This window comes from Aestuariivirga litoralis (genome assembly GCF_003234965.1).
In the GTDB taxonomy this organism is placed as follows: Bacteria; Pseudomonadota; Alphaproteobacteria; order Rhizobiales; family Aestuariivirgaceae; genus Aestuariivirga; species Aestuariivirga litoralis.
Genome location: NZ_QKVK01000010.1, coordinates 38,631 through 59,807, shown reverse-complemented (window position 1 = coordinate 59,807; position 21,177 = coordinate 38,631). Strand labels below are relative to the sequence as shown.

At 66.4% G+C, this 21,177-nt stretch carries 23 protein-coding genes; 7 read left to right on the top strand and 16 right to left on the bottom strand.

Features of this window, described 5'->3' with window-relative positions:
* Positions 1-63: 63 nt before the first annotated feature.
* Complete coding sequence (locus DK847_RS18190; protein ID WP_161957369.1) at positions 64-1,275, bottom strand: pyridoxal phosphate-dependent aminotransferase; 1,212 nt, start codon at positions 1,273-1,275, stop codon at positions 64-66.
* 58 nt (positions 1,276-1,333) lie between these two features.
* Here DK847_RS18190 and DK847_RS18185 point away from each other — a divergent pair, with 58 nt between their 5' ends.
* Positions 1,334-1,693, top strand: coding sequence for a hypothetical protein (locus DK847_RS18185; protein ID WP_146256183.1), 360 nt, complete (start codon positions 1,334-1,336; stop codon positions 1,691-1,693).
* Positions 1,694-1,696: 3 nt separating this feature from the next.
* Here the strand turns inward: DK847_RS18185 and DK847_RS18180 are convergent, their stop codons facing one another.
* The 5 genes from DK847_RS18180 to DK847_RS18160 all read right to left on the bottom strand — a co-directional run bounded on the left by DK847_RS18180 (position 1,697) and on the right by DK847_RS18160 (position 5,970).
* Positions 1,697-2,398: a formylglycine-generating enzyme family protein gene (locus DK847_RS18180; protein WP_111199968.1), complete on the bottom strand. Its 702-nt coding sequence runs from the start codon at positions 2,396-2,398 to the stop codon at positions 1,697-1,699.
* An 11-nt stretch (positions 2,399-2,409) separates the two neighbouring features.
* Entirely contained in the window at positions 2,410-3,570 is a 1,161-nt protein-coding gene (nirK, locus tag DK847_RS18175) for a copper-containing nitrite reductase (protein ID WP_111199967.1), read from the bottom strand.
* Between the two features lie 87 nt (positions 3,571-3,657).
* Entirely contained in the window at positions 3,658-4,098 is a 441-nt protein-coding gene (locus tag DK847_RS18170; RefSeq protein WP_111199966.1) for an RrF2 family transcriptional regulator, read from the bottom strand.
* Between the two features lie 49 nt (positions 4,099-4,147).
* Entirely contained in the window at positions 4,148-4,666 is a 519-nt protein-coding gene (locus tag DK847_RS18165; protein ID WP_111199965.1) for a GNAT family N-acetyltransferase, read from the bottom strand.
* Positions 4,663-5,970, bottom strand: coding sequence for an NAD(P)/FAD-dependent oxidoreductase (locus DK847_RS18160; protein WP_111199964.1), 1,308 nt, complete (start codon positions 5,968-5,970; stop codon positions 4,663-4,665). The genes DK847_RS18165 and DK847_RS18160 overlap by 4 nt, the downstream gene beginning before the upstream one ends.
* Positions 5,971-6,064: 94 nt before the next feature.
* On the opposite strand from DK847_RS18160, the gene DK847_RS18155 reads away from it, so the two are divergent.
* The 4 genes from DK847_RS18155 to DK847_RS18140 all read left to right on the top strand — a co-directional run bounded on the left by DK847_RS18155 (position 6,065) and on the right by DK847_RS18140 (position 9,045).
* A complete protein-coding gene (locus tag DK847_RS18155) occupies positions 6,065-6,598 on the top strand; it encodes an SRPBCC family protein (protein ID WP_161957368.1) in 534 nt (177 codons plus the stop codon).
* 77 nt (positions 6,599-6,675) lie between these two features.
* Positions 6,676-7,020, top strand: a complete 345-nt coding sequence (locus DK847_RS18150) for a hypothetical protein (protein ID WP_111199962.1) — start codon at positions 6,676-6,678, stop codon at positions 7,018-7,020.
* A gap of 88 nt (positions 7,021-7,108) precedes the next feature.
* Positions 7,109-7,900, top strand: a complete 792-nt coding sequence (locus DK847_RS18145) for an oxidoreductase (protein ID WP_161957367.1) — start codon at positions 7,109-7,111, stop codon at positions 7,898-7,900.
* The gene (locus tag DK847_RS18140) at positions 7,897-9,045 is read left to right on the top strand and encodes an MFS transporter (RefSeq protein WP_111199960.1); all 1,149 of its coding nucleotides are present in this window, start codon (positions 7,897-7,899) and stop codon (positions 9,043-9,045) included. The genes DK847_RS18145 and DK847_RS18140 overlap by 4 nt, the downstream gene beginning before the upstream one ends.
* 96 nt (positions 9,046-9,141) lie before the next feature.
* Here DK847_RS18140 and gcvA read toward each other — a convergent pair whose 3' ends face one another.
* Positions 9,142-10,059 carry a transcriptional regulator GcvA gene (gene gcvA / locus DK847_RS18135; RefSeq protein WP_111199959.1) on the bottom strand — a complete coding sequence of 306 codons (918 nt, stop codon included), beginning with the start codon at positions 10,057-10,059 and terminating at the stop codon, positions 9,142-9,144.
* Between the two features lie 115 nt (positions 10,060-10,174).
* Here gcvA and DK847_RS20720 point away from each other — a divergent pair, with 115 nt between their 5' ends.
* Positions 10,175-10,339 carry a hypothetical protein gene (locus tag DK847_RS20720; protein WP_161957366.1) on the top strand — a complete coding sequence of 55 codons (165 nt, stop codon included), beginning with the start codon at positions 10,175-10,177 and terminating at the stop codon, positions 10,337-10,339.
* Between the two features lie 57 nt (positions 10,340-10,396).
* Here the strand turns inward: DK847_RS20720 and DK847_RS18130 are convergent, their stop codons facing one another.
* The 6 genes from DK847_RS18130 to DK847_RS18105 all read right to left on the bottom strand — a co-directional run bounded on the left by DK847_RS18130 (position 10,397) and on the right by DK847_RS18105 (position 17,321).
* Positions 10,397-11,197: a carnitinyl-CoA dehydratase gene (locus DK847_RS18130; protein ID WP_111199958.1), complete on the bottom strand. Its 801-nt coding sequence runs from the start codon at positions 11,195-11,197 to the stop codon at positions 10,397-10,399.
* On the bottom strand, positions 11,194-13,230 hold the full coding sequence (locus tag DK847_RS18125) for an acetate--CoA ligase family protein (RefSeq protein ID WP_111199957.1): 2,037 nt from the start codon (positions 13,228-13,230) through the stop codon (positions 11,194-11,196). The genes DK847_RS18130 and DK847_RS18125 overlap by 4 nt, the downstream gene beginning before the upstream one ends.
* Positions 13,231-13,354: 124 nt before the next feature.
* A complete protein-coding gene (locus DK847_RS18120; protein ID WP_111199956.1) occupies positions 13,355-14,518 on the bottom strand; it encodes an acyl-CoA dehydrogenase family protein in 1,164 nt (387 codons plus the stop codon).
* 10 nt (positions 14,519-14,528) lie between these two features.
* Positions 14,529-15,299 carry an SDR family oxidoreductase gene (locus tag DK847_RS18115; RefSeq protein WP_245414669.1) on the bottom strand — a complete coding sequence of 257 codons (771 nt, stop codon included), beginning with the start codon at positions 15,297-15,299 and terminating at the stop codon, positions 14,529-14,531.
* Positions 15,300-15,309: 10 nt separating this feature from the next.
* Positions 15,310-16,368 (bottom strand): 3-hydroxyacyl-CoA dehydrogenase NAD-binding domain-containing protein, encoded by a 1,059-nt coding sequence (locus tag DK847_RS18110; RefSeq protein WP_111199954.1) that lies wholly within the window; start codon positions 16,366-16,368, stop codon positions 15,310-15,312.
* A gap of 62 nt (positions 16,369-16,430) precedes the next feature.
* Positions 16,431-17,321: a beta-keto acid cleavage family enzyme gene (locus DK847_RS18105; protein ID WP_111199953.1), complete on the bottom strand. Its 891-nt coding sequence runs from the start codon at positions 17,319-17,321 to the stop codon at positions 16,431-16,433.
* 88 nt (positions 17,322-17,409) lie between these two features.
* Between DK847_RS18105 and DK847_RS18100 the strand changes: the two genes are divergently transcribed.
* On the top strand, positions 17,410-18,348 hold the full coding sequence (locus tag DK847_RS18100; RefSeq protein ID WP_111199952.1) for a GlxA family transcriptional regulator: 939 nt from the start codon (positions 17,410-17,412) through the stop codon (positions 18,346-18,348).
* 3 nt (positions 18,349-18,351) lie between these two features.
* Here DK847_RS18100 and DK847_RS18095 read toward each other — a convergent pair whose 3' ends face one another.
* The 3 genes from DK847_RS18095 to DK847_RS18085 all read right to left on the bottom strand — a co-directional run bounded on the left by DK847_RS18095 (position 18,352) and on the right by DK847_RS18085 (position 21,116).
* Positions 18,352-18,891: a DUF2585 domain-containing protein gene (locus DK847_RS18095; RefSeq protein WP_245414668.1), complete on the bottom strand. Its 540-nt coding sequence runs from the start codon at positions 18,889-18,891 to the stop codon at positions 18,352-18,354.
* A gap of 35 nt (positions 18,892-18,926) precedes the next feature.
* Positions 18,927-19,769 carry a pantoate--beta-alanine ligase gene (panC, locus tag DK847_RS18090; RefSeq protein WP_193548212.1) on the bottom strand — a complete coding sequence of 281 codons (843 nt, stop codon included), beginning with the start codon at positions 19,767-19,769 and terminating at the stop codon, positions 18,927-18,929.
* Between the two features lie 66 nt (positions 19,770-19,835).
* Positions 19,836-21,116 carry a DNA polymerase IV gene (locus tag DK847_RS18085; protein ID WP_111200027.1) on the bottom strand — a complete coding sequence of 427 codons (1,281 nt, stop codon included), beginning with the start codon at positions 21,114-21,116 and terminating at the stop codon, positions 19,836-19,838.
* Between the last annotated feature and the right edge of the window lie 61 nt (positions 21,117-21,177).

Here is a 21,177-nt window from a genome sequence, read left to right as displayed (position 1 = left end):
GATGGCCGGGACAAGCCCGGCCATGATGAGGTGAGGGAAGCGATGGCGTGCGTTCTCGTCGCCCTAGACCAGGCTCCCCAGCCCCGTCTGCATCCGCGCCATGGCCTTGCCGATCTCGGCCTCGCTGCAGGCGAACGACAATCTGATCGAGCCCGGCGCGCCGAAGGCGGAGCCCGGCACCGTCGCGACATGGTGCTGGTCCAGCAGCCAGTCGCAGAGCGCGTCGGTGGTGTCGAGCACGTGGTTGCCTGCCTTCTTGCCGAGCAGGGCTGATACATCGGGGAAGGCGTAGAAGGTGGCCGGGATGTTGCCCATCCGCACGCCCGGGATTGCGTTGAGACCACCCTGCACCATGTCACGGCGGAGCTGGTATTCCTGGCGCATGCGCTGCACTGAATCGCGCGGGCCCTCGAGCGCCGCGATCGCCGCGCGCTGCACGAACTGGTTGGCGCCAGCCGAGATGGCGCTCTGCATGCGGGCCATGGCCCTGGCGATGGGTTCGGGGGCTGCGGCATAGCCCAGCCGCCAGCCGGTCATGGCGAAGCCCTTGGAGAAGCCGTTCACCGTGATCGTGCGCTCGCGCATGCCGGGGAGCGCCCCGAAGGAGTGCATCTCGCCGTCGAAGATGATGTATTCATAGATCTCGTCCGACATCACCATCAGCTGCGGGTGCCGGCGCACGACGGCGGCGAGTTCCTCGAGCTCGGCCTTGCTCCACACCGCTCCCGACGGGTTCGACGGGGAGTTCAGCACGATGAGCTTGGTCCTGGGCGTGATGGCGGCGGCGATGCGGTGGGCCGGAACCTTGTAGCCTTCCTCGACGCCCGCATGCAGCACCACGGGTGTGCCGCCGCAGAAGCGCACGGTGATCTCGTAGGACACCCAGAAGGGCGCCAGCATGATCACCTCGTCACCCGCCTCGATGATCGACAGCATGGCATTGGCAATGGCCTGCTTGGCGCCATTGGCGAGCACGATCTCGCCCGCCGCATAGTCGAGCCCGTTCTCGTGCTTCAGCTTGTGCGCGAGGGCGGCGCGCAGCTCCGGAATGCCCATCACGGGCGAATAATGCGTGAAGCCCTTCTTCATGGCCTCGCTGGCGGCGGCCTGGATGTTGTCGGGGGTATCGAAGTCGGGTTCGCCCAGCGTCATGCTGACGACATCGGCCCCCTTGGCGCGAAGTTCCCGGGCGCGTTGCGACATGCGGATGATGGCGCCTTCATCGGCGGTTTTTGATCGGGAAACGAGCAGGGCGGCGGGGTCGAACTGGGTCATGGCCACCCTATACGTCACCGCGCTTGCCCGGTCGAGGTGCGGCGGGCATAAGGCGCCCATGCGAAAACACATCCCCGGCTTGATTCTTCTTGCGGCAGCGCTTGGCCTCGCGGCCTGCGGCGAGTCGCCCGACGTGCGGGTCACCCGCAACAAGCCGGCCTCGCAGGTGGTGATGAAGCCGCGCAGCGAGCCGATCTTCTACAATGGCCGCACCTATCAGCTGGACTTCGCCCCCAAGGGTCCGAACCTGTTCGACATGGCGGTCTCGGGCATGGGGCCGAAGCAGCAGAAGGACGCCGTGGCGGTCGCCACCTCGTCGCTCGGCTATTACGCCTGCCCGACGGGGCAGAAGGGCCGGCTGCAGGGCAACCCCGTCTATGCCGATGCCAAGTGGCGCATGCAGGCCAAGTGCGGCTGAGGCTCAGTCCTCGCTCACCAGGCGGAACCCGACATGGTTGGGCGGCGTGCCCGCCGCGCAACCGCCGCTGAACGGATCCCGGACGAAGATCGGCAGCGCCGTCTCGTGCAGACCCTCCACGGTGTAGGCGGGGCAGCGACTTGGCTCGAAACCATCCTTGGCGCAGCTGTCGGTCCACTCCCACACATTGCCTGAAAGGTCGGCGATGCCGTTGGGCAGAGCGCCGAAGCCGCCGCTCGGGCGGATGACGCCGGACACAGCCGGCATCGATCCATAATCCGCGGCCCAGGCGAGGCGCGGATCGTCGAACATCTTCCTGTAACTCCTGCGGGGGAGGGCGGCGGCGATCTCTCGCCACTCCGCCGCCGTCGGCAGGCGGAAGTCTGCGCCCCCCTTGCCATTCGTCCAGGCGAGATAGGCCTCGACGTCGAAGCGGTTCACGCCGGTCATCGGCAGCTCGGGTTCGGAGGACGGGATCGGCCCGGTGAGGTCCTCGCAGGCGCCCGCATCCGCGCAGGCCCTCCATTCGCGCCTCGTCACCTCGCGGGTCATCACCTGCAGGCTGGTGCCGCCCGGCATGGCCACGGGGCGGAAGCGGATGTCGTCGAGCCGCGGATGGCCGAGGCCGAGGAAGGCGCCGACGGCAAGGCCCGAGAGCCCCGCCGCGGCGGCCGTCCATTTCAGCATGCTCACCAGGGCAAGCACGTGCCGTCTCCTCAGGTGGCCTGGATCGGGGCCGGCTTCTGCACCTGGGTCATCAGGTCGTCGTCCCACTCGCCTTCCACCACCACATGGGCGGTGGCGCCCAGCATCACGGCCTCGATCAGGTTATGGTTCACATAGGCGTAGATGCCGGGCTGCCTGAAGGTATAGGCCATGGCGCCGGCCGAGCCGCCGCGGATCAGCCAGGTCTCGAGGTTGGTGTCCGGCTTGTCGTTGAACGAACCTGCCTCCCACACCAGGTCACCGTGGCCGCCGATCAGGTGCGGACGGGTGTCGCGCGTGGCCTGGGCATGGATGAACAGCACCGTCTCGCCCACCTTGGCCTTCATGGCGCCTTCGCCGGTGAGCGCGCCCACCTTGCCGTTGAACACTTCATGCGTGGGAGTGAGGGTGCGCATCACCTCCAGCGCGTCGGCCATGTCGTCGCCGGCGTTCTCGTACTTGACGAAGCTGCCGTCCTTGTCACGCGGGATGTAGAAATCCTGCTCGCCGATGAAATAGGCGCGGTCATAGGCATAGGGCTTGCCCGCGGCATCCTTCAGGCCGTCGCGCGGCAGCACCATGATGGCGCCGTTCATGCCATGGGTGACGTGATAGGGGATCATGATGTCGCCGGGCGCGCAGTGATAGACGAAGACGCCGGGCTTCGTCGCCTTCCAGCGCAGCACCACTTCCTCGCCGGGCTGCACCTTGGTCAGCGCCCCGCCGCCCAAGGCGCCGGTTGCGGCATGGAAGTCGATGTTGTGTTCCATCAGGTTGGTTGCGAGGTTCTGCAGCTTGATCTCGACATAGTCGCCCTCGTGCACCACCATCATGGGGCCCGGCACCGAGCCGTTGAAGGTGAGGGCCCAGATCTCGGTGCCGTCATCATCGATCTGCATCTTCTTCTCGATGATGGGCAGCGTGATCTCGACGACGCGGGGGCCCCCCTCCGCCTTCTGCTGGTGCTCGGGCACGAAGGGCGGGTCGACCAGCACCTGCTTCACCCGCGGCAGCTTGGCGATCTCGGCGGCGAGCGCAGGGTTGGCGGTTGTCTCCATCTGCTCATCGGCCTGTGCCGTGCCCGTGGCGGCCAGGGTGGCGAGGCCCGCAAGGCCGGTGACCTTGAGAAAGCCCCTGCGGCTTCCGGCGGCCTGCGTGAGGATGTTGCTCATGTTCGTCTCCTGTTGGCGAAATTTGTTGTATTGAAAATACAAGTTATTCGCCGCAAGGAATTGACGAGGATCAAACAGGGTGCGGATTTATGGGGCGGAAAGGCCCAGGTGGCGCAGCAGGGCGTCGGGCTTGGTGCAGACGTCGGCAATCGTGTATTTGCCCAGCACGTCGAAGAAGGCGCGCTTGGCCTCCGAGATCATGCCCTTCAGCTTGCAGGCCGGCGTGATCACGCATTTGTTGCGGTCGGGGTCGAAGCACTCCACCAGTGGCTGTCCGTCTTCGCCGAACTTCACCACCTCCGAAATGAAGATCCGCTCCGCCGGCCGCGCCAGCGTGAAGCCGCCGGACCGCCCGCGCTGGGTGACCAGGAAGCCCGCCCGCCCCAGTTCGTTGATCACCTTGATCAGGTGGTTGCGCGAGATGCCATAGGCGGTCGCCACCTCGTCGATGGTGACCTTGTTGGGATGGCGGATCGCGGCCTGGATGAGGACGCGCAGGGAATAATCGGTGAAGACGCTGAGGCGCATGGCGGGAAGTTATAATGGAAATGCAACTTCCGGCAAAGCGCCCAAAAGGCTAACGTAGCCTTGCGTAGATTGCATCATCCGCCCAGGCGCCCTTGAACCACTCGCTCTGGCGGAAATGTCCTTCCTTCACGAATCCGGCCTTCTCCAGCACGCGGCATGACGCAACGTTACGTGGATCCACCGACGCGGTGATGCGATGGATCGGAAAGCGCTCGAAGGCGTAAGCGGCAAGTCCTGCAACCGCCTCGGTCGCGAGGCCGCGGTTCCAGAAGGCGCGCGCCAGGGTGTAACCGATGCGCGCCAGCCGCCCGTCATCGGCGTGGATGTTCAGCCCGCAATCGCCCGCGAAGCTGCGGGTTGCCTTGTCCTCGAGTGCGAACTGGAACCAGCCGGGCTGGCCCGGTTCCTTGCCGGCCAGATCGTCGATGAACCGGCGGCCATCATCTTCGCTGAAACTCTCCCAGCCCTGGAAGCGGGCCACCTCCGGGTCGCTCCGCATGCTGACGAAATCCGTGAGATCGCGCGGCGCAAAGCGCCGGGCGATCAGCCGCGGTGTTTCGAAGATCATCCGAAGCGCCGGTCCAGCCAGTCACGGGTGCGGAAGTAGCGCCCGATCCACGGCAGGAACCAGGTGTTGCCGGTGTAGAGCGCATGGTCCGGGAATTCCGGCCGGTCGAAGGCGCAGACATGGTTCACCTTGCCGGCAATCTTGCGCGCCGTCTGGTGGCCGAGATAGCTCATCATCGCCACGCCCGAGCCGTTGCAGCCCAGCGCGTAGTGCATGTTGTCGAACTTGCCCATGTGGGGCATCTCGTCCAGCGTGAAGGCCACGTTGCCGGTCCAGGCATGCGTGATCTTAGAGCCCTTCAGCTGCGGGAAGCGGTCGGTCATGAAGCCATAGAGGATCGGTGCCGTCTCCACCGGGTCGGTATGGCCGAACTTGGCGCGGCCGCCGAAGATCAGCCGCCTGCCATCGGGCGACATGCGATAATAGGTAAGCACGCGCCGGGTGTCCGCGAAGGAGCGGTTCTTCGGGCTGATGGTCGCGGCGAGGTCCGGGGGCAGCTCCTCCGTGGCGATGATGTAGGAGCCGACCGGCACCACGCGCCGCTTCAGCTCCGGCGTCACGTCGCCGGTATAGCCATTGGTGGCGATGATCACGTCGCCCGCCTCGATGCTCCCACGCGGCGTGTCTACCCGCCAGCCGGAACCCGTCTGGGTGAGCTTGGTCGCGGGCGTCTTCGTGGCGATCGGGATGTTGCGCTGCTGGCAGAGATCGAGAAGGCCCTTGAAGAACAGCGCCGGGTGCAGGTGGCCCGCGCGGCCCACCACCATGCCGCCGCGGTAATAGTCGGAGCCGATCTCCTCGCGCTGCCGTTCCGGCGGCACGATGTAGGCTTCCGACTTCGCGGTCTCGTTCAGCAGCTCCACCTTGTGGGCCATGCTGTCGTAATGGCTCTTGCACCAGGCGCCGAGGAAATATCCGGCGCGGTGCCAGCCGCAGTCGATGTTCTCGCGCGCGATCAGGGTCTCGACATGGCTGAAGGCATCGGCCGCGTCGTTGAGGAAGGGGGCGGCCTCCGCGTCCGACATGGCCTTGGCCATGTAGCGCTTGCCGACATTGACGCCGCCCGACACCATGCCGCCGTTGCGCGAGGAGCCGCCGAAGCCCGGCTCATTGGCATCGAGCACGATGCAGTCCAGCCCCTCGCGGTTCAGCTCGAGGGCCGCGTTGAGCCCGGCATAGCCCGCGCCGACGATCACGACGCGGGCCTGCTTCGGCAGGTCCACCTCGGGCAGCGGTTTCGGTTCATGGGCCTCCCACCAGAAGGGGCGGGGTTTGAAGTCCTTGGTGAAAATGGCGCTGTTCATGTGCGCAGATTGCGCGAGGAATGCGGGGGGATCAAGCGGCGCCCAAGCAACCCGGCCTTGCCAAGGGCACTGGGCTGTGGTCCTAACTCCGACCATGAAATCCGTCATCAAGGCCATCGTCTTCCTCATCATGGGGTTCACCGTCATCTTCTATGGCGGTGCGCTGCTGCTGCCGGGGGTGGCACGGGTGGAGCGGTCGATCGACATCGCCGCACCGCCGGAGAAGATCTATGCCATTGCGGCCGACCTGCGGCGCTGGCCGGAATGGTCGGCATGGCTCGAGGCCGATCCGCGCACGCGGTTCAGCTTCGAGGGCGCGGAGCAGGGCGCGGGGCAGGTCATGCGCTGGACCTCCGGCAACCCGATGGTCGGCAGCGGCACGATGACCGTCACCGATGCCTTGCCGCACGTGCGCGTTTCGACCCGCTCTGACTATGCCGGTTTCGGCACCTCCACCGCAGCGATGGATTTCGCCCCGCAGGGACAGGGCACGCGGGTGACATGGCGTTTCGAATCGCAGCTTCCCGGCGTCATCGACCGCTGGGCCGGGCTGGGGATGGACCGGACCGTGGGAGCTGATTACGACGCGGCGCTGAGGAACCTCAGGACACTGGCAGAACGGCCATAACGACTGAAAAGACACTTTTTGGTTGAAATCGGGCGCAATCCGGATAACCCTGCGGCCAGACGCTGCCGAGGTTCCAGATGTTGCGCCTGCTTGCCCTGTCTGCCGGACTGATGATCGCCCTGCTGGGGTTCAGCGAGGGGGCCACTGCGTCCGACACCTGCCAGCGCGCCACGGGCGGAAGATGCAAGACAAGCCAGTCATCGCCGCCCACCAAGACCAAGTCCGGAGCGGTGACGCACAAGAAGGTGCAGGCGCCCGCCAAGGGCAACCACAAGGGCCGGAATGAATACACCGCAGCGCAACGTGAAAAGATGATGGAACGGGCGCGCGAAATCTGCCGGACGCAGTTCGGCGCCCCGTCGCGGGTCTATCGCATCGACTACAAGAAAAACCAGGTGTGGTGCGTTCCACCTGCCTACTGATCTTCTGGCCCGCACGGCCCGCATGCCTTCTGCACTTTGAGCCTGCGCCCCAAATCACCTAAGCTGCGTCGGCTGAATGGGGAAGGACATGGCTGACGGACGGATCGCGCTGGTCACCGGGGCGGCGCAGGGAATGGGTTACGCCGCGGCGAAGAAGCTTCTGGAACTGGGCTTCGGCGGCGTGTTGCTGCTGGACCGCAACGCGGAAAAGCTTGCCGAGGCTGCCACCCGGCTGAACACCCTGGGCCGGGTTGAAACCCTCGCCGGCGACCTGCTGGATGCCAGCCTTCCGGCCCGCGCGGTGGCCGCTGCCATGAGTGCCTTCGGCCGCCTCGACGTACTCATCAACGCGGCGGGCAACACCGAGCGCTGCGGCCTTGACGACACCACGCCCGAGGCCTTCGAACGCCTGTTCGGCGTCAATGCGCGCGCCCCCTATTTCATGATGCAGGAGGCGGTGAAGGCCATGCGGGTGAACCGCTGCGGCACCATCATCAACATGTCCTCCATGCTGTCGCATGGCGGGCCGCCCAACCTCACCACCTATTCGGCGTCCAAGGCGGCGCTCAACATCCTCACCCGCTCCTCGGCGCAGAAGGTGGCGCGCGACGGCATCCGCATCTTCGCCATCAACCTCGGCTGGGTGAATTCCGACGGCGAGCACGCGCTGCAGACGGGCTTTCACAACATGCCGCAGGACTGGGCGGAGGCCATCGGACGGCGCATGCCGGCGGGCCGCATGATCACGCCCGAGGACGTGGCGGGCCTCGTCGCCTATCTCGTCTCGCCCTCGGCCCAGATGATGACGGGGGCCATCATCGATTACGAGCAGATGCCGGTCGCCGTGTTCGAGCAGCATCCTGCCCTTTCACCGGAATGAGTTCGCAAGGGCGCACGCCGCTCCTTCTCCTCACGCTCTCGATCGCCGCCGTCGGCATCCAGGCGCTGATGCTGTCGCCGCTCCTGACCGACATCGCGGCGGGGCTCGGCACACAGGCGAAGGAAATCGGCTTTGCGGCCTCCGCCTATGGCGTGGGCGTGGCCACCGCCGCGCTGCTGGCGGCCCCGCAACTTGGCCGCTGGCCCAAGCGCGGTGCCATCCGCATCGCCTTCGCGCTGCTCGCCGTGTCGCTCTTCCTCTGCGCCTTCGCCTGGGACTGGCGTGTGCTGGCGGGCGCTCAGCTGGTGGCGGGTCTCGCCTCGGGCGTCATCATCCCGGCCACCTATGCGCTGACGGGCGACATCGCCCCGCCGGAGCGGCGCTCGCAGGATTTGGGAAAGGTGCTGTTCGGCTGGTCCATCGCCATGGTGGCGGGCGTGCCGCTGGCCGCCGTGCTCTCGGCCTTCGTCGGCTGGCGCGGCACCTTCCTGATCGTCGGGCTCGTGGCGGCCGCCATGCCGTTTGCAGGGAGTCTTCTTCCACGCGGCTCCGCGCAGGCCACGGCGGAGCGCGTGCGCTACATGGACGTGCTGCGGCTGCCCGGCGCCTGGACCGGTTACCTCGCCACCTTCGCCTACATGATCGCCTTCTACCAGACCTATACCTTCATCGGTGATCATGTGCGCCAGACGCATGGGGCAGGGGCCTGGCTCGGCGGCACCATCTCGCTCGCCTATGGCGTGGGCTTTGGGCTTGGCGTCATCTTCGACAAGTGGATCGACCGCAAGGGCCCGGTCCGCATGCTGCCGCTGGGCCTCGCACTCGTCGGCGTCAACTATCTCGTCCTGCCCTTCGCGGCGGAGCGCATCGTCAGCGTGGCGCTGTGGCCCTTCTTCTGGGGGCTCGCCAACCACTTCTGCATGACGACGCTGGTCTCCTACATGAACACGCTCTCGCCGCGGCTGCGCGGCACGATCATGGGCCTGTTCTCCTTCACCACCTATGTCTCGCTGGGCACGGCGGGTGCCGTCTACGGCCCGGTCTACCAGGCGCACGGCTTCTTCGCGGTGGCTTTCGCCTCTGCGGCGACGGTTGCCGTGGCGGCGGTAATTGCACTGAAGAGGAGCCTGGCCTCGCCAGCCTGAACCGACCATTCATCATGCCCGGGCTCGTTCCGGGCATCCTTTTCCACAGGCGAAGAGGGTGGCCGGGACAAGCCCGGCCATGATGAGGACGGGAGCCTACCCCTGGCTTGCCGCCGCTTCCGCGATGATCCAGTTGCGGAAGGCCCTGGTCATCGGGCGTTCCGCCGTGTCGCGCCGCGTGATCAGGTGATAGGCGAATTGCGCCGGGCTCCGGAGCGAGAGCTCGAAGGGCTTCACCAGCCGCCCCGAGGCGAGGTCGTCCGCCACCAGCGTCGAGTCGCCCAGCGCCACGCCATGGCCATCGACGGCGGCCTGCACGGCGAGCGACGTCTGGCTGAAATGGAGGCCGCGCGTGTCGTTGAAGTCCTTCACGCCCGCCGCCAGCATCCACATGCGCCAGTTGGGCCAGACGGCACCCTGCGCCTCCCATTCGAGGTGGATGAGCGTGAACTGCAGGAGGTCCTTCGGCTCGCGCAGCGGCTTCGCGCCCTTCAGCAGCTCCGGGCTGCAGACCGGGAACAGCGTGTCGTGGAACAGCTTCTCGACCACGAGGCCGGGATAGACCCCGTCGCCGAAGCGGATCGCCACGTCGATGTCCTCCCGGTCGAAATCGAGGGGCTCGGAGGAAACGTCGATGCGCACGTCGGCGCCGGGCATCGACTCGAGGAAGCGGTCGATGCGCGGCACCAGCCACTTGGCGGCAATCGAGGGCGAGGCGGTGACGCGCACCTGGGTCGGGTTCTCCACCTGGCGCAGCTTCTGCAGCGCCCGGGTGAGGCCTTCCAACGCATCCGCGATGGCGGGCTTCAGGATCTGGCCCTGGCGGGTCAGCTGCATGTGACGTGAGGTGCGCTGGAACAGGGGTACACCCACGGCCTCCTCCAGCTCCTTGATCTGGTGGCTCACCGCGGCCGGGGTGACGTTCAGCTCGGCGGCGGCGCGGGTGAAGTTCAGGTGGCGGGCTGACGCTTCGAAGGCCTTTAACGATTGCAGGCCGGGAATGTGGCGTAACATGGGCAATCCTCAAACAACGTTTGAAGATTAATCTAGAAAGCTTCGTTTGTATAGCGAGGGTGCGGGGCCTATTTTCAGTGCCAACAGTTGAGCTCTTAACAAAAGATTGAAGATCATGACCCGCCTCATCGCCACGATGCCCGCCACCCCGGTCTGGACCAGCCTTGGCAGCGCCATGCGCCAGACCCTGCGCAGCCTCACCGCTGCCGCCGACACCTCGGCGCTGGACAGCGAGCAGGCCCGCATCCGCCAGTCGAGCCGCCACTGGCTCGTCGGCTGAACCCTCTCTCCCCTGAAGGCCCCGGGGTCACAGCCGGGGCCATTTTTTTGTGTCGCGTTACTTGCCCTTCCACTGCGGCTTGCGCTTCTCGGCGAAGGCGCGGGCCCCTTCGAGCTGGTCCTCGCTGGAATAGAGGACGTCGACGGTCTTCAGCTTGCGCTTGGTCACCATGTCGAAGGCCTGCTGCACCGGGAGGTGAGCGGTTTCGCGCGTGATTTCCTTGATGGCCGCGAAGACCAGCGGCGGGCCGTCGGCCAGCTGGTCGGCCACGGCGCGGGCGCGTTCCATCAGTTGGTCCGCCGGCACCACCTCGTTGATGAGGCCCCAGTGCTTGGCTTCCTTCGCATCGATGCGCCGTCCGGTGAACAGCATCTCCATGGCGACCGCGTAGGGAATGCGGCGCGGCAGCTTGATCGAGGCTGCATCGGCCACCGTGCCGGAGTTGATCTCCGGCAGCGCGAAGGTCGCGTGCTCGGCGGCGATGATGATGTCGCACGAGATCATGATCTCGAAGCCGCCGCCGAAGGCAAGCCCGTTCACCGCGCAGATCACGGGCTTGTTGAGGCCGGGGAGTTCCTGCAACCCGCCGAAGCCGCCCACGCCATAATCCGAATCCGGCGCCTCGCCCTCGGCCGCGGCCTTGAGGTCCCAGCCGGGGCAGAAGAACTTCTCGCCCGTGCCGGTGAGGATGGCGACGCGCAGCTCCGGGTCATCGCGGAAGGAGGCGAAGACATCGCCCATGATGCGGCTCGTGGCGGCGTCGATGGCATTGGCCTTGCCGCGCTCGATCCTGACTTCGAGCACGCGGCCGCGCCTGGTGACATGGATCGGTTCCGTTGTGGTTTCCTTGATGGTCATGGCGTCCTCATCTTGATCAGGGCATCGACGGCGACGGCGCCGTCCTTCAGAACGAGCAGGGGGTTGACGTCGAGTTCCTCGACCAACCCCCGGTTGGCATTGGCGAAGTCCGCCACCGCCTCGACGGCGCGGAACACGGCCTCCTGGTCGCCCGACTTGCCGCGGAAGCCCTCGACGAGGGTCCACACCTTCAGCGTCTTCAGCGCGCGCTCGATCTCGCTGCGCGTGGTCGGCAGGATCAGCGTCACCGAGTCCTTCAGGAGTTCGGTGAGGATGCCGCCCGCGCCGACGACAAGTGCGGTGCCGAATTGCGGGTCGGAGGTGAGGCCGATGATGAGTTCGGCGACCGCGCCGGTCACCATGCGCTCGACCAGTACGTCGGGTGCGAGCCTGGCCATGCGGGTTGCGGCTTCGCGCACCTCCTCGGCGTTCCGCAGGTTCAGCGCCACGCCGCCGGCCTCGGTCTTGTGGGCAATTGCCGCAGAGGAAACCTTGAGCGTCACCGGGTAGCCGAGCTTCTCTGCGGCGGCCACCGCGTCTCCCGCCGGGCAGACGATGCCTTCGGGAACGGCGAGCCCGTGCTTCTTCAGCAGCTCCTTCGCGGCGGACTCGCTGAACACGTGCTCCTCGCCGCCCTTCCTCATCGGCGGCAGCATCGGCGGCGGCTCCTCCGCTCGCGCCCAGTTGCGGCCGATGAAGGCGGCGGCCTCGAAGGCGGTGAGCGCATCATCGAGGCCCATCATCGGGGCCACTCCCGCTTGCGACAGTTCGTCGGCGAGCGACAGCGGCATGCCTTCCGACAGCGAGGCGACAACGGCGGCACGTGCGCCCGTCGCCTTCGACGCGGCCGCCATGGCACGCGCCGTGGTGGCCCAGCTGTCCGGCTTCATCTTCGGGTGGGTGGGCGTGTCAAGGATCACCATGCCGACGTCGAAGCCGCCCTTCAGCACCTCTGTGAAGGTGGCGGTCAGCTTCTCGGGCTGGCCCCAGATGAAGGTGTGGTAGTCGAGCGGGTTGTCGATCGCCACATATTCGTTGAGCGTCGCGGCGACGCGCGGCTTCGTCTCGGCATCGAAGGGCGGGAAGCTCACGTGTCTCTCCAGCGCCATGTCGGCCACCAGTGCCGCCTCACCGCCCGAGCAGGAGAGCGAAACGAGCCGCGAGTCCGCGATGGGCCCGCCATTGTGCAGGAACTTCAGCGTCTCGGCGAAGGCGGAGACGGACTTCATGCGCGCGATGCCATAGCGCTCGAACAGCGCATCATAGAGCGTGTCCGCCCCGGCGAGCGACGAGGTATGGCTCATCGCCACCTTCGCACCCTGTTCGGAGCGCCCCGTCTTCAGCACCACGATGGGAACCTTGCGGCTCCGCGCGATGGCCGCGGCCCTCGCGAAGGCGGCGACATCCGGCAGGCCCTCGACATGGAGGCCGATCGCCGAGATGCGCGGGTCGGCGGAGAGCGTCTCCACCATGTCATGCATGCCGACGTCCACCTGGTTGCCGATGGAGAACACGGCAGCGACGGGCAGGCCCCGCATCATCATGGTGAAGTTGCAGGCGATGTTGCCGGACTGGGTGATGAGCGCGACGCCACGCGCCACCGGCTCGAGCCCCGTCTCGTCCGGCCACAGGGCTGCGCGGGAAAGCGTGTTGACGAAGCCATAGCAGTTGGGCCCCATCAGCGGCATGCCCCTGGCGGCCTCGAGCAGCTCGCGCTGCAGTTCGGTGTTGCCGGTCTCGGCGAAGCCCGCGGCATAGATGACGGCACCGCCGCAGCCTTTCTTGGCGAGCGCGCGCACCACCTCGATGGTGGGCTCGTTCTTCACCGCGATGAAGGCGGCATCGACGGCTTCCGGAATGTCCTCGGGCGACTTCAGCGTAGGGATGCCGGAGAGCTCGTCACGCTTCGGGTGCACGGCATGGATGGTGCCGGTGAAGCCCAGCTCCCGCGTGCGGCGGATGGCGATGGCGCATTCATTGCCGCCGACGAAGGCGATGGACTTGGGGTTGAGGAGGCGGGTGAGGTTCTTCATGTCATGCTCTTCTTCGGGCCGTCACGCTCCCTTTTACTCGTCACCCCGGCGAAAGCCGGGGCCCAGCTTTGCCGGGCGTGAAGGAAGCTGGGTCCCGGCTTTCGCCGGGATGACGGCCATAAAACTAGCCCCCCAGCGGCCGCAGCAGGGCCCGCGAAATGATGTGCCGCTGGATCTCGCTCGTCCCTTCCCAGATCCGCTCCACGCGTGCGTCGCGCCAGATGCGCTCGAGCGGAAGGTCCGACATCAGCCCCATGCCGCCGTGGATCTGGATCGCCTCGTCGGCGACGAAGGCCAGCATCTCGGTGGCCTTGAGCTTGGCCATGGCCATGTCCATGTCGGTCACGGTCTTGTTGTCGAACTTCCAGGCGGCTTCGAGCGTCAGGAGTTCCGCCGCCTTCAGCTCCAGCGCCATGTCGGCGAGCTTGAAGGACACGCCCTGGAACTTGCCGATCTGCTGGCCGAACTGCTGGCGGTCCACCGCATATTGCTTGGCATGGTCGAGTGCGCGCTCGGCACGCCCGATGCAGGTGGCGGCGACCTGCAGGCGCGTGGCGCCAAGCCAGTCATTGGCCACCTCGAAGCCCTTGTGGATCTCGCCGAGGATTTGGGCTTTGTGCACCCGGCAATCGGTGAACTCCAGGATGCAGTTGTTGTAGCCGCGGTGCGAGACGTTCTTGTAGCCCGGCCTGACGGTGAAGCCCGGCGTTCCCATGTCGATCAGGAAGGCGGTGATCAGCTTCTTCTTGCCGCGCGGGGTCTCTTCCTCACCGGTGGCGGCGAAGAGGATGACGAAGCTCGCCTCGTCGGCATGGCTGATGAAGTGTTTCGTCCCGTTGATGACGAACCAGTCCCCATCCTGCTTGGCGAAGGTCTTCATGCCGCGCACGTCGGAGCCGACACCGGGCTCGGTCATGGCGAGGCAATCCGACTTCTCGCCCTTGACCGCGGGGAAGAGGTACTTCTCGCGCTGCTCTCCCTCGCAGGCCATCAGGATGTTGGAGGGGCGCGCCACGCAGGTCCAGTGCAGCGCGTAATTGGCGCGGCCCAGTTCCTTCTCGTAGAGCACCCAGGTCAGCGTATCGAGGCCCGCACCACCCACTTCCGCCGGCATGTTGGCGGCATAGAGGCCTGCCTCGATGGCCTTGGCCTTGATCTGGTCGCGGAGGTCATGGCGCAGCACGCCTGTCTCCTCGATCTCGGCCTCGTGCGGGTAGAGCTCGTTCTCGACGAAGTCCCGCGTCGTCTTGACGATCATCTGCTGTTCGTCGGAGAGATTGAAATCCATCAGGTCACACTCACTTGATGTGGAAGGTCTCGACATGGCCGTCGATGGCGATGTCCTGACCGTTGATCATGAAGGCGGCGGGCGAGGCGAGGAAGACGGCCAGCGCCGCCACCTCATGAGCCTCGGTCAGGCGTTCGAGCGACTGGTTGCCGACGATCTCCTTGGCCACCACCTCGAAAGGCACGCCGCGCACGTCGGCCTCGCTCTGGATGACGCGGTTGATGCGGTCGCCCTTCACCGAGCCGGGGCAAATCGCATTCGAACGGCAGTTATAGGGGCCGAGCTCGATCGCCAGCGACTTGGTGAGGCCGATGACGCCCCACTTCGCCGCCGCATAGGGTGTCCTATTGCCGAAGCCGTGCTGGCCGGCGTTCGACGACATGTTGAGGATGAGGCCGGACTTCTGCGCCTTCATCACCGGCGCGGCACGCCGGGCACAGAGGAAGTAGCTGTCGAGGCAGATTTCGAGGCATTCGCGCCAGCCCTCGAGTTCGATGTCCTCCACCGGGGCGGTGGGGCCCTTGATGCCGGCATTGTTCACCAGCACGTCGAGCCCGCCCAGGTCTTCGAGCGCGTCATCGAACCATGCGTCGATCTCGCCCTCGCTCCTGACGTTCACCTTGCTCGCGGCGACATCGGGGAACTCCTTGCGGAATTGCGCGAGGGCCGCCTCGTTCACGTCGCAGATATGGACCCTAGCTCCTTCCGCCGCGAAGGCGCGGGCGATGGACTTGCCGATGCCGTCCGCCGCGGCGGTGATCATCACGCGTTGCTGGGGCATTGGAACCTCCTCAGGCCTTGGCCTTCTTCTTCCGGGCTTTCTCTTCGCGGTCGAGCACCAGGCCGGAGCCGATCTTGTGCTTCTTGAACAGCTTCATCATGTCCACCAGCACGGCGTTGCGCTTGGCCTCGATCTCGGAGACCTTGCGCCCGGCGGCCTGCGCCTCGCAACCCTCGACCAGGCGCTTCTCCAGCGCGTCGTTCCACTTGGGGAACTTGAGGTCGGTCCAGTCGAGCTCCAGCGTGGGGTCGAACTGCTTGATGAAGTCGCGCATGCCGCCGGGTCCGCCCGCCACGTGATAGGTGAGGAAGGAGCCCATGAAGGCCCAGCGCATGCCGGCGGAATAGACGATCGAGTCGTCGATGTCCGCTGTCGTGCCGATGTCCTTGTTGAGGATGTGCAGCGCCTCACGCCACAGGGCCTCCTGCAGGCGGTCGCAGATATAGCCCATGATCTCCTTCTTCAGCCGCAGCACATGCATGCCGATGGCCTCGAAGTATTCGCCTGCGCGGTCCATCGCCTCGGCCGACGTCTTCTCGCCGGGCACGAGCTCGACCAGCGGCAGGAGGTAAACCGGGTTGAAGGGATGACCGATCACCACGCGGCCCGGATGCCTGCACTGGCTCTGGAGATTGGTGGGCAGGAAGCCCGAGGAGGAAGACGCGATCACCACATGGGGGGCCGCCACCGCGTCGATGTCGCGGAACAGCTTGATCTTCAGCTCCTCGCGCTCGGGTGCGGCTTCATGGATGAAGTCGGCCTTGGAGGCCATCACCTTCAGGTCGGTTGTGAAGGAGAGCTTGCCCTTCTTCCTGGGCTTGCCCAGCAGCGCCTCGAGCGAGGGCCAGGCCGTCTTGATCTGGGCCTTCAGCCTTTCCTCGGCTGCGGGCGAGACGTCATAGGCGATCACGTCGTAACCGCGGAACAAGAGCCGCGCCGCCCAGCCCGCGCCGATCAGGCCGGTGCCGGCAATGCCGACGGTCTTGATCTTGGGCGCGGCGGCGCTCTTCTTCGCCGGAGCCTTCTTGGCGGGTTTCTTCGCGGGCTTCTTCGCAGCGGCCTTGGCCATGGTGTCTCTCCCTGTCGTTTCTGTTGCCCCTCCCCACAAGGGGGAGGGGGACTTACCGTAACTTACTTCCTTGGCTTCAGCTTCAGGATCTCGCGGCCCTCATCGGGTGAGGCGACCCTGGTGCCGAGGAGCTCGATGATCTTCACCGCCTTCTCGACCAGCGTGCCGTTCGAGGCATGCACGCCGCGCTCGAGCCAGAGATTGTCCTCGAGGCCGACGCGCACGTGGCCGCCGAGCAGCACGGCCTGCGCCACCGCCGGGAACTCGTTGCGGCCGATGCCGAAGGCAGCCCAGACCGCGCCTTCCGGCAGCTGGTTCTTCTGGTAGGCCATGGTCTCGGTGTCATAAGGCGCACCCCACGGGATGCCGAGGCAGAGCTGGAACATCGGCGGGCCGTCGATCAGGCCTTCGGCCACGAGCTGCTTGCCGAACCAGAGGTTACCTGAATCGAAGATCTCCATCTCGGGCTTCACGCCATAGGACTTGATGAGCTTCGCCTGCTCGCGCAGCTGGGCGGGGGTCTGGACGACGATCGAGTTGCCGTCGCCGAAGTTCAGCGTGCCGCAGTCGAGCGTGCAGATCTCGGGGCGGAGTTCCTTCACGTGGATGAGGCGCTCCTCGGGCCCCACGCAATCGGTGCCGGGTCCGAAGTCGAGGGGCCTGGCGCCCGAGCCCACCTCGACGTCGCCGCCCATGCCGGCGGTGAGGTTGATGATGACTTCCTTGTTCTTCGCCCGGATGCGCTCCATCACCTCGGCATAGTATTCGACCTTGCGGGAGCCCTTGCCGGTCGAGGGTTCGCGCACGTGGCAGTGGACCACGGTGGCGCCGGCGCTGGCGGCCTCGAGGGCGGAATTGGCGATCTGCTCCGGCGTCACCGGAATGGCCGGGTGCTTGCCGACGGTGTCACCCGCTCCGGTGACCGCGCAGGTGATGATGACTTTGGGCTGCATGGAATCCTCCTGACTATGGTGGCGGAGGCTAGGCCCGCGGCGAAATCGGCGTTTGACTTTTTCCGTCAGAGGCTTTCCTATTTTCGCCATGGCCCGATATGACGTCGCCTTCCTGCTGGTCCCGAAGTTTTCCATGATCGCGCTCTATGGCGCGCTGGAGCCCTTGCGCGTGGCCAATCGTTTCGCAGGTGCGAACACCTTCTCGTGGCGCTTCGTCTCGGCCGACGGTCAGCCGGTGGCCGCCTCGAACGACATTCCCATCTCGGTGTCGGGCGGTCTTGCCGACATCGGCAAGCCGGACATGGCGGTGATCTCGGCAAGCTACGAGCCGGAGAAGGGCATCACCCGGCCCATGCTCTCCGCCGTCAAGGCGCTGGCGCGGAAGCGCGTGCTGCTGGCGGCGATCGACACCGGGCCCTTCCTGCTGGCTGAGGCCGGCCTCCTCGACGACTATCGCGCCACCTGCCACTGGGAGAGCCTGCCGGGCTTCCGCGAGAGCTTCCCCAGGGTGCAGGCCGAGCAGGCGCTCTATGTCACCGACCGCGACCGCATGACCTGTGCCGGCGGCGCGGCGGCGATCGACATGATGCTGGACTGGATCGGGAGGCTGCTGGGGCGGCCTCTCGCCGTGCTGGTGGCGGACCAGCTGGTGCATTACCGCTCGGCCGAGCAGCCCGGCGCAGCGCGTCTTCCCGCCGCCGCGCGCTATGGCACCACCGACGCGCGGCTCCTGAAAATCATCACCGCCATGGAAGAGCAGGGCGAAGACCCGCTCGATGCGGAGGAGCTCGCGGCGACGGCCAGCATCTCGGTGCGCCAGATGGAGCGCCTCTTCGCGGAAAAGCTGGGCGAGCGGCCGATGGGCTTCTACCTCAAGCTCCGGCTCGAGAAGGCGGAGCGCCTCATCACCTATTCCACCATGAGCATGCGGGAAATCGCGGTGGCCTGCGGCTTCTCCTCGCTGCCGCTGTTCTCGCGCAGCTTCCGGGCGCGCTATGGACGCCCGCCCTCGGCGCTCAGGGCCTGAGCCTCACAGGGGGGATCCCCCCGCCTGCCACTGGCGGATCGCGTCGACGGGCCAGACGAGCATGATGATGTTGAGGGTGAGGTTGTCGCGGATCATGTAGCCGACGAACAGCTCGAGCGCGATGGCGATCGACACCGTGGCCCAGACCGGCAACCTGCTGGCGAGCCAGAAGCCCAGCACCATGGCCATGATGTCGGAGACGGAGTTGAGCACGCTGTCGCCGTAATAGTCGAGCGAGATGGTGGCCTCGCGGTAGCGGTTGATGATGAAGGGCGTGTTCTCGAAGATCTCCCACGCGGCCTCCACCAGCGTGGCGATGACGAGCCGGGTGCCGACGGGCAGGCGGCGCGCCACCAGCCAGAGCAGGCCATAGAACAGGAAGCCGTGAATGAGGTGGGACGGCGTGTACCAGTCCGAGATGTGCTGGGAGTTGCCGGAACTCATCACCTGCCCCTCCCACAGCTTCACGTAGCCGCAGGCGCAGATGGGCACGCGGCCCATCAGCCACAGGGTGACGGCGGTGACCGCGATGATGGCGGCCACGGCAACAAGGCTCGGCCGGGAGAAGCGGGCGCGCGTCACACCGGCACGTTGTCGATGAGGCGCGTCTTGCCCAGCCAGGCTGCGGCGAGGATGCGCAGCGGCTCGTCGCGGTGCTGGGGCGGGGCGAGCGTCTCGGCATTGCGCACCGTGACGTAGTCGACCTTGAAGCCCAGCGTCATCAGCGTGCGGGTGGCGAGCGTCATGGCGGATTGCAGGTCGAGTCCGCCGCGGATGCGCTCTGCGGCGTGGCTGATGCTCGAATGGATGGCGAGGGCCTGCTGGCGCTCCTGCTTCGAGAGGTAGACGTTGCGGGAGGATTTCGCCAGGCCGTCGTCCTCCCGCACCGTGGGGATGCCGACGACCTCGATGGGCAAGTCGAGATCGCGCGCCATGCGGGTGACGACCTTGAGCTGCTGGTAGTCCTTTTCCCCGAACATGGCGAAGTCGGCCCCGGTCTGGGTGAAGAGCTTGGCCACCACGGTGGCGACACCATCGAAGAAATGCGGGCGGAACTTGTCCTCGAGGCCAGCCCTGGCGGGGCCGCCAAGCATGACCGTGGTGCAGAAGCCCTCCGGATAGATTTCCTCCGGGTTCGGCAGGTAGATCATGTGGCAGCCGGCCTGGCCGAGCTTCCGGACATCGCCTTCCTCGTCGCGGGGATATTTGTCGAGGTCCTCGTGGGCGGCGAACTGCTTGGGGTTGACGAAGATGGTGGTGATCACCCGGTCGGCGCGCTTCAGCCCCTCCGCCACCAGATGCGTGTGGCCGGAGTGGATGGCGCCCATGGTGGGCACGACGGAATAGGTGAGGCCCTCGGCGCGCCACCTGGCGGTTTCGCGGCGGAGGGCGGCAAGGGTGCGGACGAGCTTCGGCTTCATGATGCGAGAATCTGGAAATGCCCCGGGAAGCTTGCTTTAGCCTGTCCGGGGCGCGGCCGGGAAGGGTCAGTCATCCGAGCCGAAGCCGATGCCGCGTGCCACGGCGGCGCGGCCGAACTTGTCGCGGATGCGGTCGACCGCCAGTTCCACCCTGGCACGCGCCGCGGTGGTGACGTCGAGCGTCTCCGTCTCCTGCTCGGGCCGCGCTTCGACGAGGCCTGAGATGCCGACCCCGATGAGGCGGAAGGCCGTGCCCGTCGCCTCGCGCTGGAGAAGGGGGAGGGCCGCGTCATAGATGCGGCTGGCCAGGAGCGTCGGGTCGGCGAGCGAGACGTTGCGGGTGCGCAGCCTGAAATCGGCCGTCTTGAGCTTCAGCACCACGGTGTGGCCCGCCACGCCCTCTGCCTTGGCACGGCGCGACACCTTCTCGGCCAGTGGCCAGAGGATGCGTTCGAGTTCGGCGCGATCGGCGATATCGGTGTTGAAAGTGGTCTCGGCGCTGATTGACTTGGAGTGGTCATCGGTCGACACGATGCGCTGGTCCTCGCCGCGCGACAGGTGATAGAGGCGCGCGCCCATCGAACCGTAGCGCCGCATCAGCTCGTTCTTCTCCATCTGCTGGAGCTGGGCGATCATGGTGATGCCGCCCCTGGCGAGTTCCTCCTGCATTGCCTTGCCCACGCCCCAGATGAAGCCGACGGGCTTTGCCGCAAGGAAACTGAGCGTTTCGGCCCTGCCCAGAACCGAGAATCCGCGCGGCTTCTCGAGGTCGGAGGCGAGCTTGGCCAGGAACTTGTTGTGCGACAGGCCGACCGAGGCGGTGATCCCCACTTTCTCCGTGATGCGCTGGATGAGGTGGGCGAGCGTCAGCGCCGGGCTCATGCCATGCAGCCGTGCCGTTCCGGTGAGGTCGAGGAAGGCTTCGTCGATGGAGAGGGGCTCGACCAGCGGCGTCACCTCCAGCATGAGTTCGCGCACCAGCTTGCCGGCGGCGGCGTATTTCGCCATGTCGGGCTTGATCACCAAGGCCTCGGGGCAAAGCTTCAGCGCCTTGAACATCGGCATGGCCGACCTCACGCCATGGATGCGCGCGATGTAGCAGGCGGTGGAGACCACGCCGCGTGTGCCGCCGCCGACGATCACCGGCTTGTCGGCCAGTTCAGGGCGGTCGCGCTTTTCGACCGCGGCATAGAAGGCATCGCAGTCGATGTGGGCGATGGAGAGCTGGTGCAGCTCCGGGTGGCGCAACAGGCGCGGGCTGCCGCAAGCCTTGCAGCGCCGCTCCGCGCCCGCAACGGGCGTGAAGCAGTCGCGGCAGAAGCCCACCGTCGCAGCATCATCTTGCATGCAGAACATGCTAGCGCAGGTCGCCGAATTGGGGAACACTGCCCTCGGGGCTGGTGCAATG

What these genes read in the sequence shown, in the direction of transcription:
- DK847_RS18150 (WP_111199962.1), top strand. Translation starts at nt 6,676, where the DNA reads ATGTTGCGCCTGCTTGCCCTGTCTGCCGGACTGATGATCGCCCTGCTG.
- DK847_RS18160 (WP_111199964.1), bottom strand. Translation starts at nt 5,970, where the DNA reads ATGAACAGCGCCATTTTCACCAAGGACTTCAAACCCCGCCCCTTCTGG.
- DK847_RS18105 (WP_111199953.1), bottom strand. Translation starts at nt 17,321, where the DNA reads ATGCAGCCCAAAGTCATCATCACCTGCGCGGTCACCGGAGCGGGTGAC.
- DK847_RS18110 (WP_111199954.1), bottom strand. Translation starts at nt 16,368, where the DNA reads ATGGCCAAGGCCGCTGCGAAGAAGCCCGCGAAGAAACCCGCCAAGAAG.
- nirK (WP_111199967.1), bottom strand. Translation starts at nt 3,570, where the DNA reads ATGAGCAACATCCTCACGCAGGCCGCCGGAAGCCGCAGGGGCTTTCTC.
- DK847_RS18170 (WP_111199966.1), bottom strand. Translation starts at nt 4,098, where the DNA reads ATGCGCCTCAGCGTCTTCACCGATTATTCCCTGCGCGTCCTCATCCAG.
- DK847_RS18165 (WP_111199965.1), bottom strand. Translation starts at nt 4,666, where the DNA reads ATGATCTTCGAAACACCGCGGCTGATCGCCCGGCGCTTTGCGCCGCGC.
- DK847_RS18145 (WP_161957367.1), top strand. Translation starts at nt 7,109, where the DNA reads ATGGCTGACGGACGGATCGCGCTGGTCACCGGGGCGGCGCAGGGAATG.
- DK847_RS18085 (WP_111200027.1), bottom strand. Translation starts at nt 21,116, where the DNA reads ATGCAAGATGATGCTGCGACGGTGGGCTTCTGCCGCGACTGCTTCACG.
- DK847_RS18115 (WP_245414669.1), bottom strand. Translation starts at nt 15,299, where the DNA reads ATGCCCCAGCAACGCGTGATGATCACCGCCGCGGCGGACGGCATCGGC.
- DK847_RS18185 (WP_146256183.1), top strand. Translation starts at nt 1,334, where the DNA reads ATGCGAAAACACATCCCCGGCTTGATTCTTCTTGCGGCAGCGCTTGGC.
- DK847_RS18125 (WP_111199957.1), bottom strand. Translation starts at nt 13,230, where the DNA reads ATGAAGAACCTCACCCGCCTCCTCAACCCCAAGTCCATCGCCTTCGTC.
- gcvA (WP_111199959.1), bottom strand. Translation starts at nt 10,059, where the DNA reads ATGTTACGCCACATTCCCGGCCTGCAATCGTTAAAGGCCTTCGAAGCG.
- DK847_RS18120 (WP_111199956.1), bottom strand. Translation starts at nt 14,518, where the DNA reads ATGGATTTCAATCTCTCCGACGAACAGCAGATGATCGTCAAGACGACG.
- DK847_RS18130 (WP_111199958.1), bottom strand. Translation starts at nt 11,197, where the DNA reads ATGACCATCAAGGAAACCACAACGGAACCGATCCATGTCACCAGGCGC.
- DK847_RS18140 (WP_111199960.1), top strand. Translation starts at nt 7,897, where the DNA reads ATGAGTTCGCAAGGGCGCACGCCGCTCCTTCTCCTCACGCTCTCGATC.
- panC (WP_193548212.1), bottom strand. Translation starts at nt 19,769, where the DNA reads ATGAAGCCGAAGCTCGTCCGCACCCTTGCCGCCCTCCGCCGCGAAACC.
- DK847_RS18155 (WP_161957368.1), top strand. Translation starts at nt 6,065, where the DNA reads ATGAAATCCGTCATCAAGGCCATCGTCTTCCTCATCATGGGGTTCACC.
- DK847_RS20720 (WP_161957366.1), top strand. Translation starts at nt 10,175, where the DNA reads ATGACCCGCCTCATCGCCACGATGCCCGCCACCCCGGTCTGGACCAGC.
- DK847_RS18190 (WP_161957369.1), bottom strand. Translation starts at nt 1,275, where the DNA reads ATGACCCAGTTCGACCCCGCCGCCCTGCTCGTTTCCCGATCAAAAACC.
- DK847_RS18100 (WP_111199952.1), top strand. Translation starts at nt 17,410, where the DNA reads ATGGCCCGATATGACGTCGCCTTCCTGCTGGTCCCGAAGTTTTCCATG.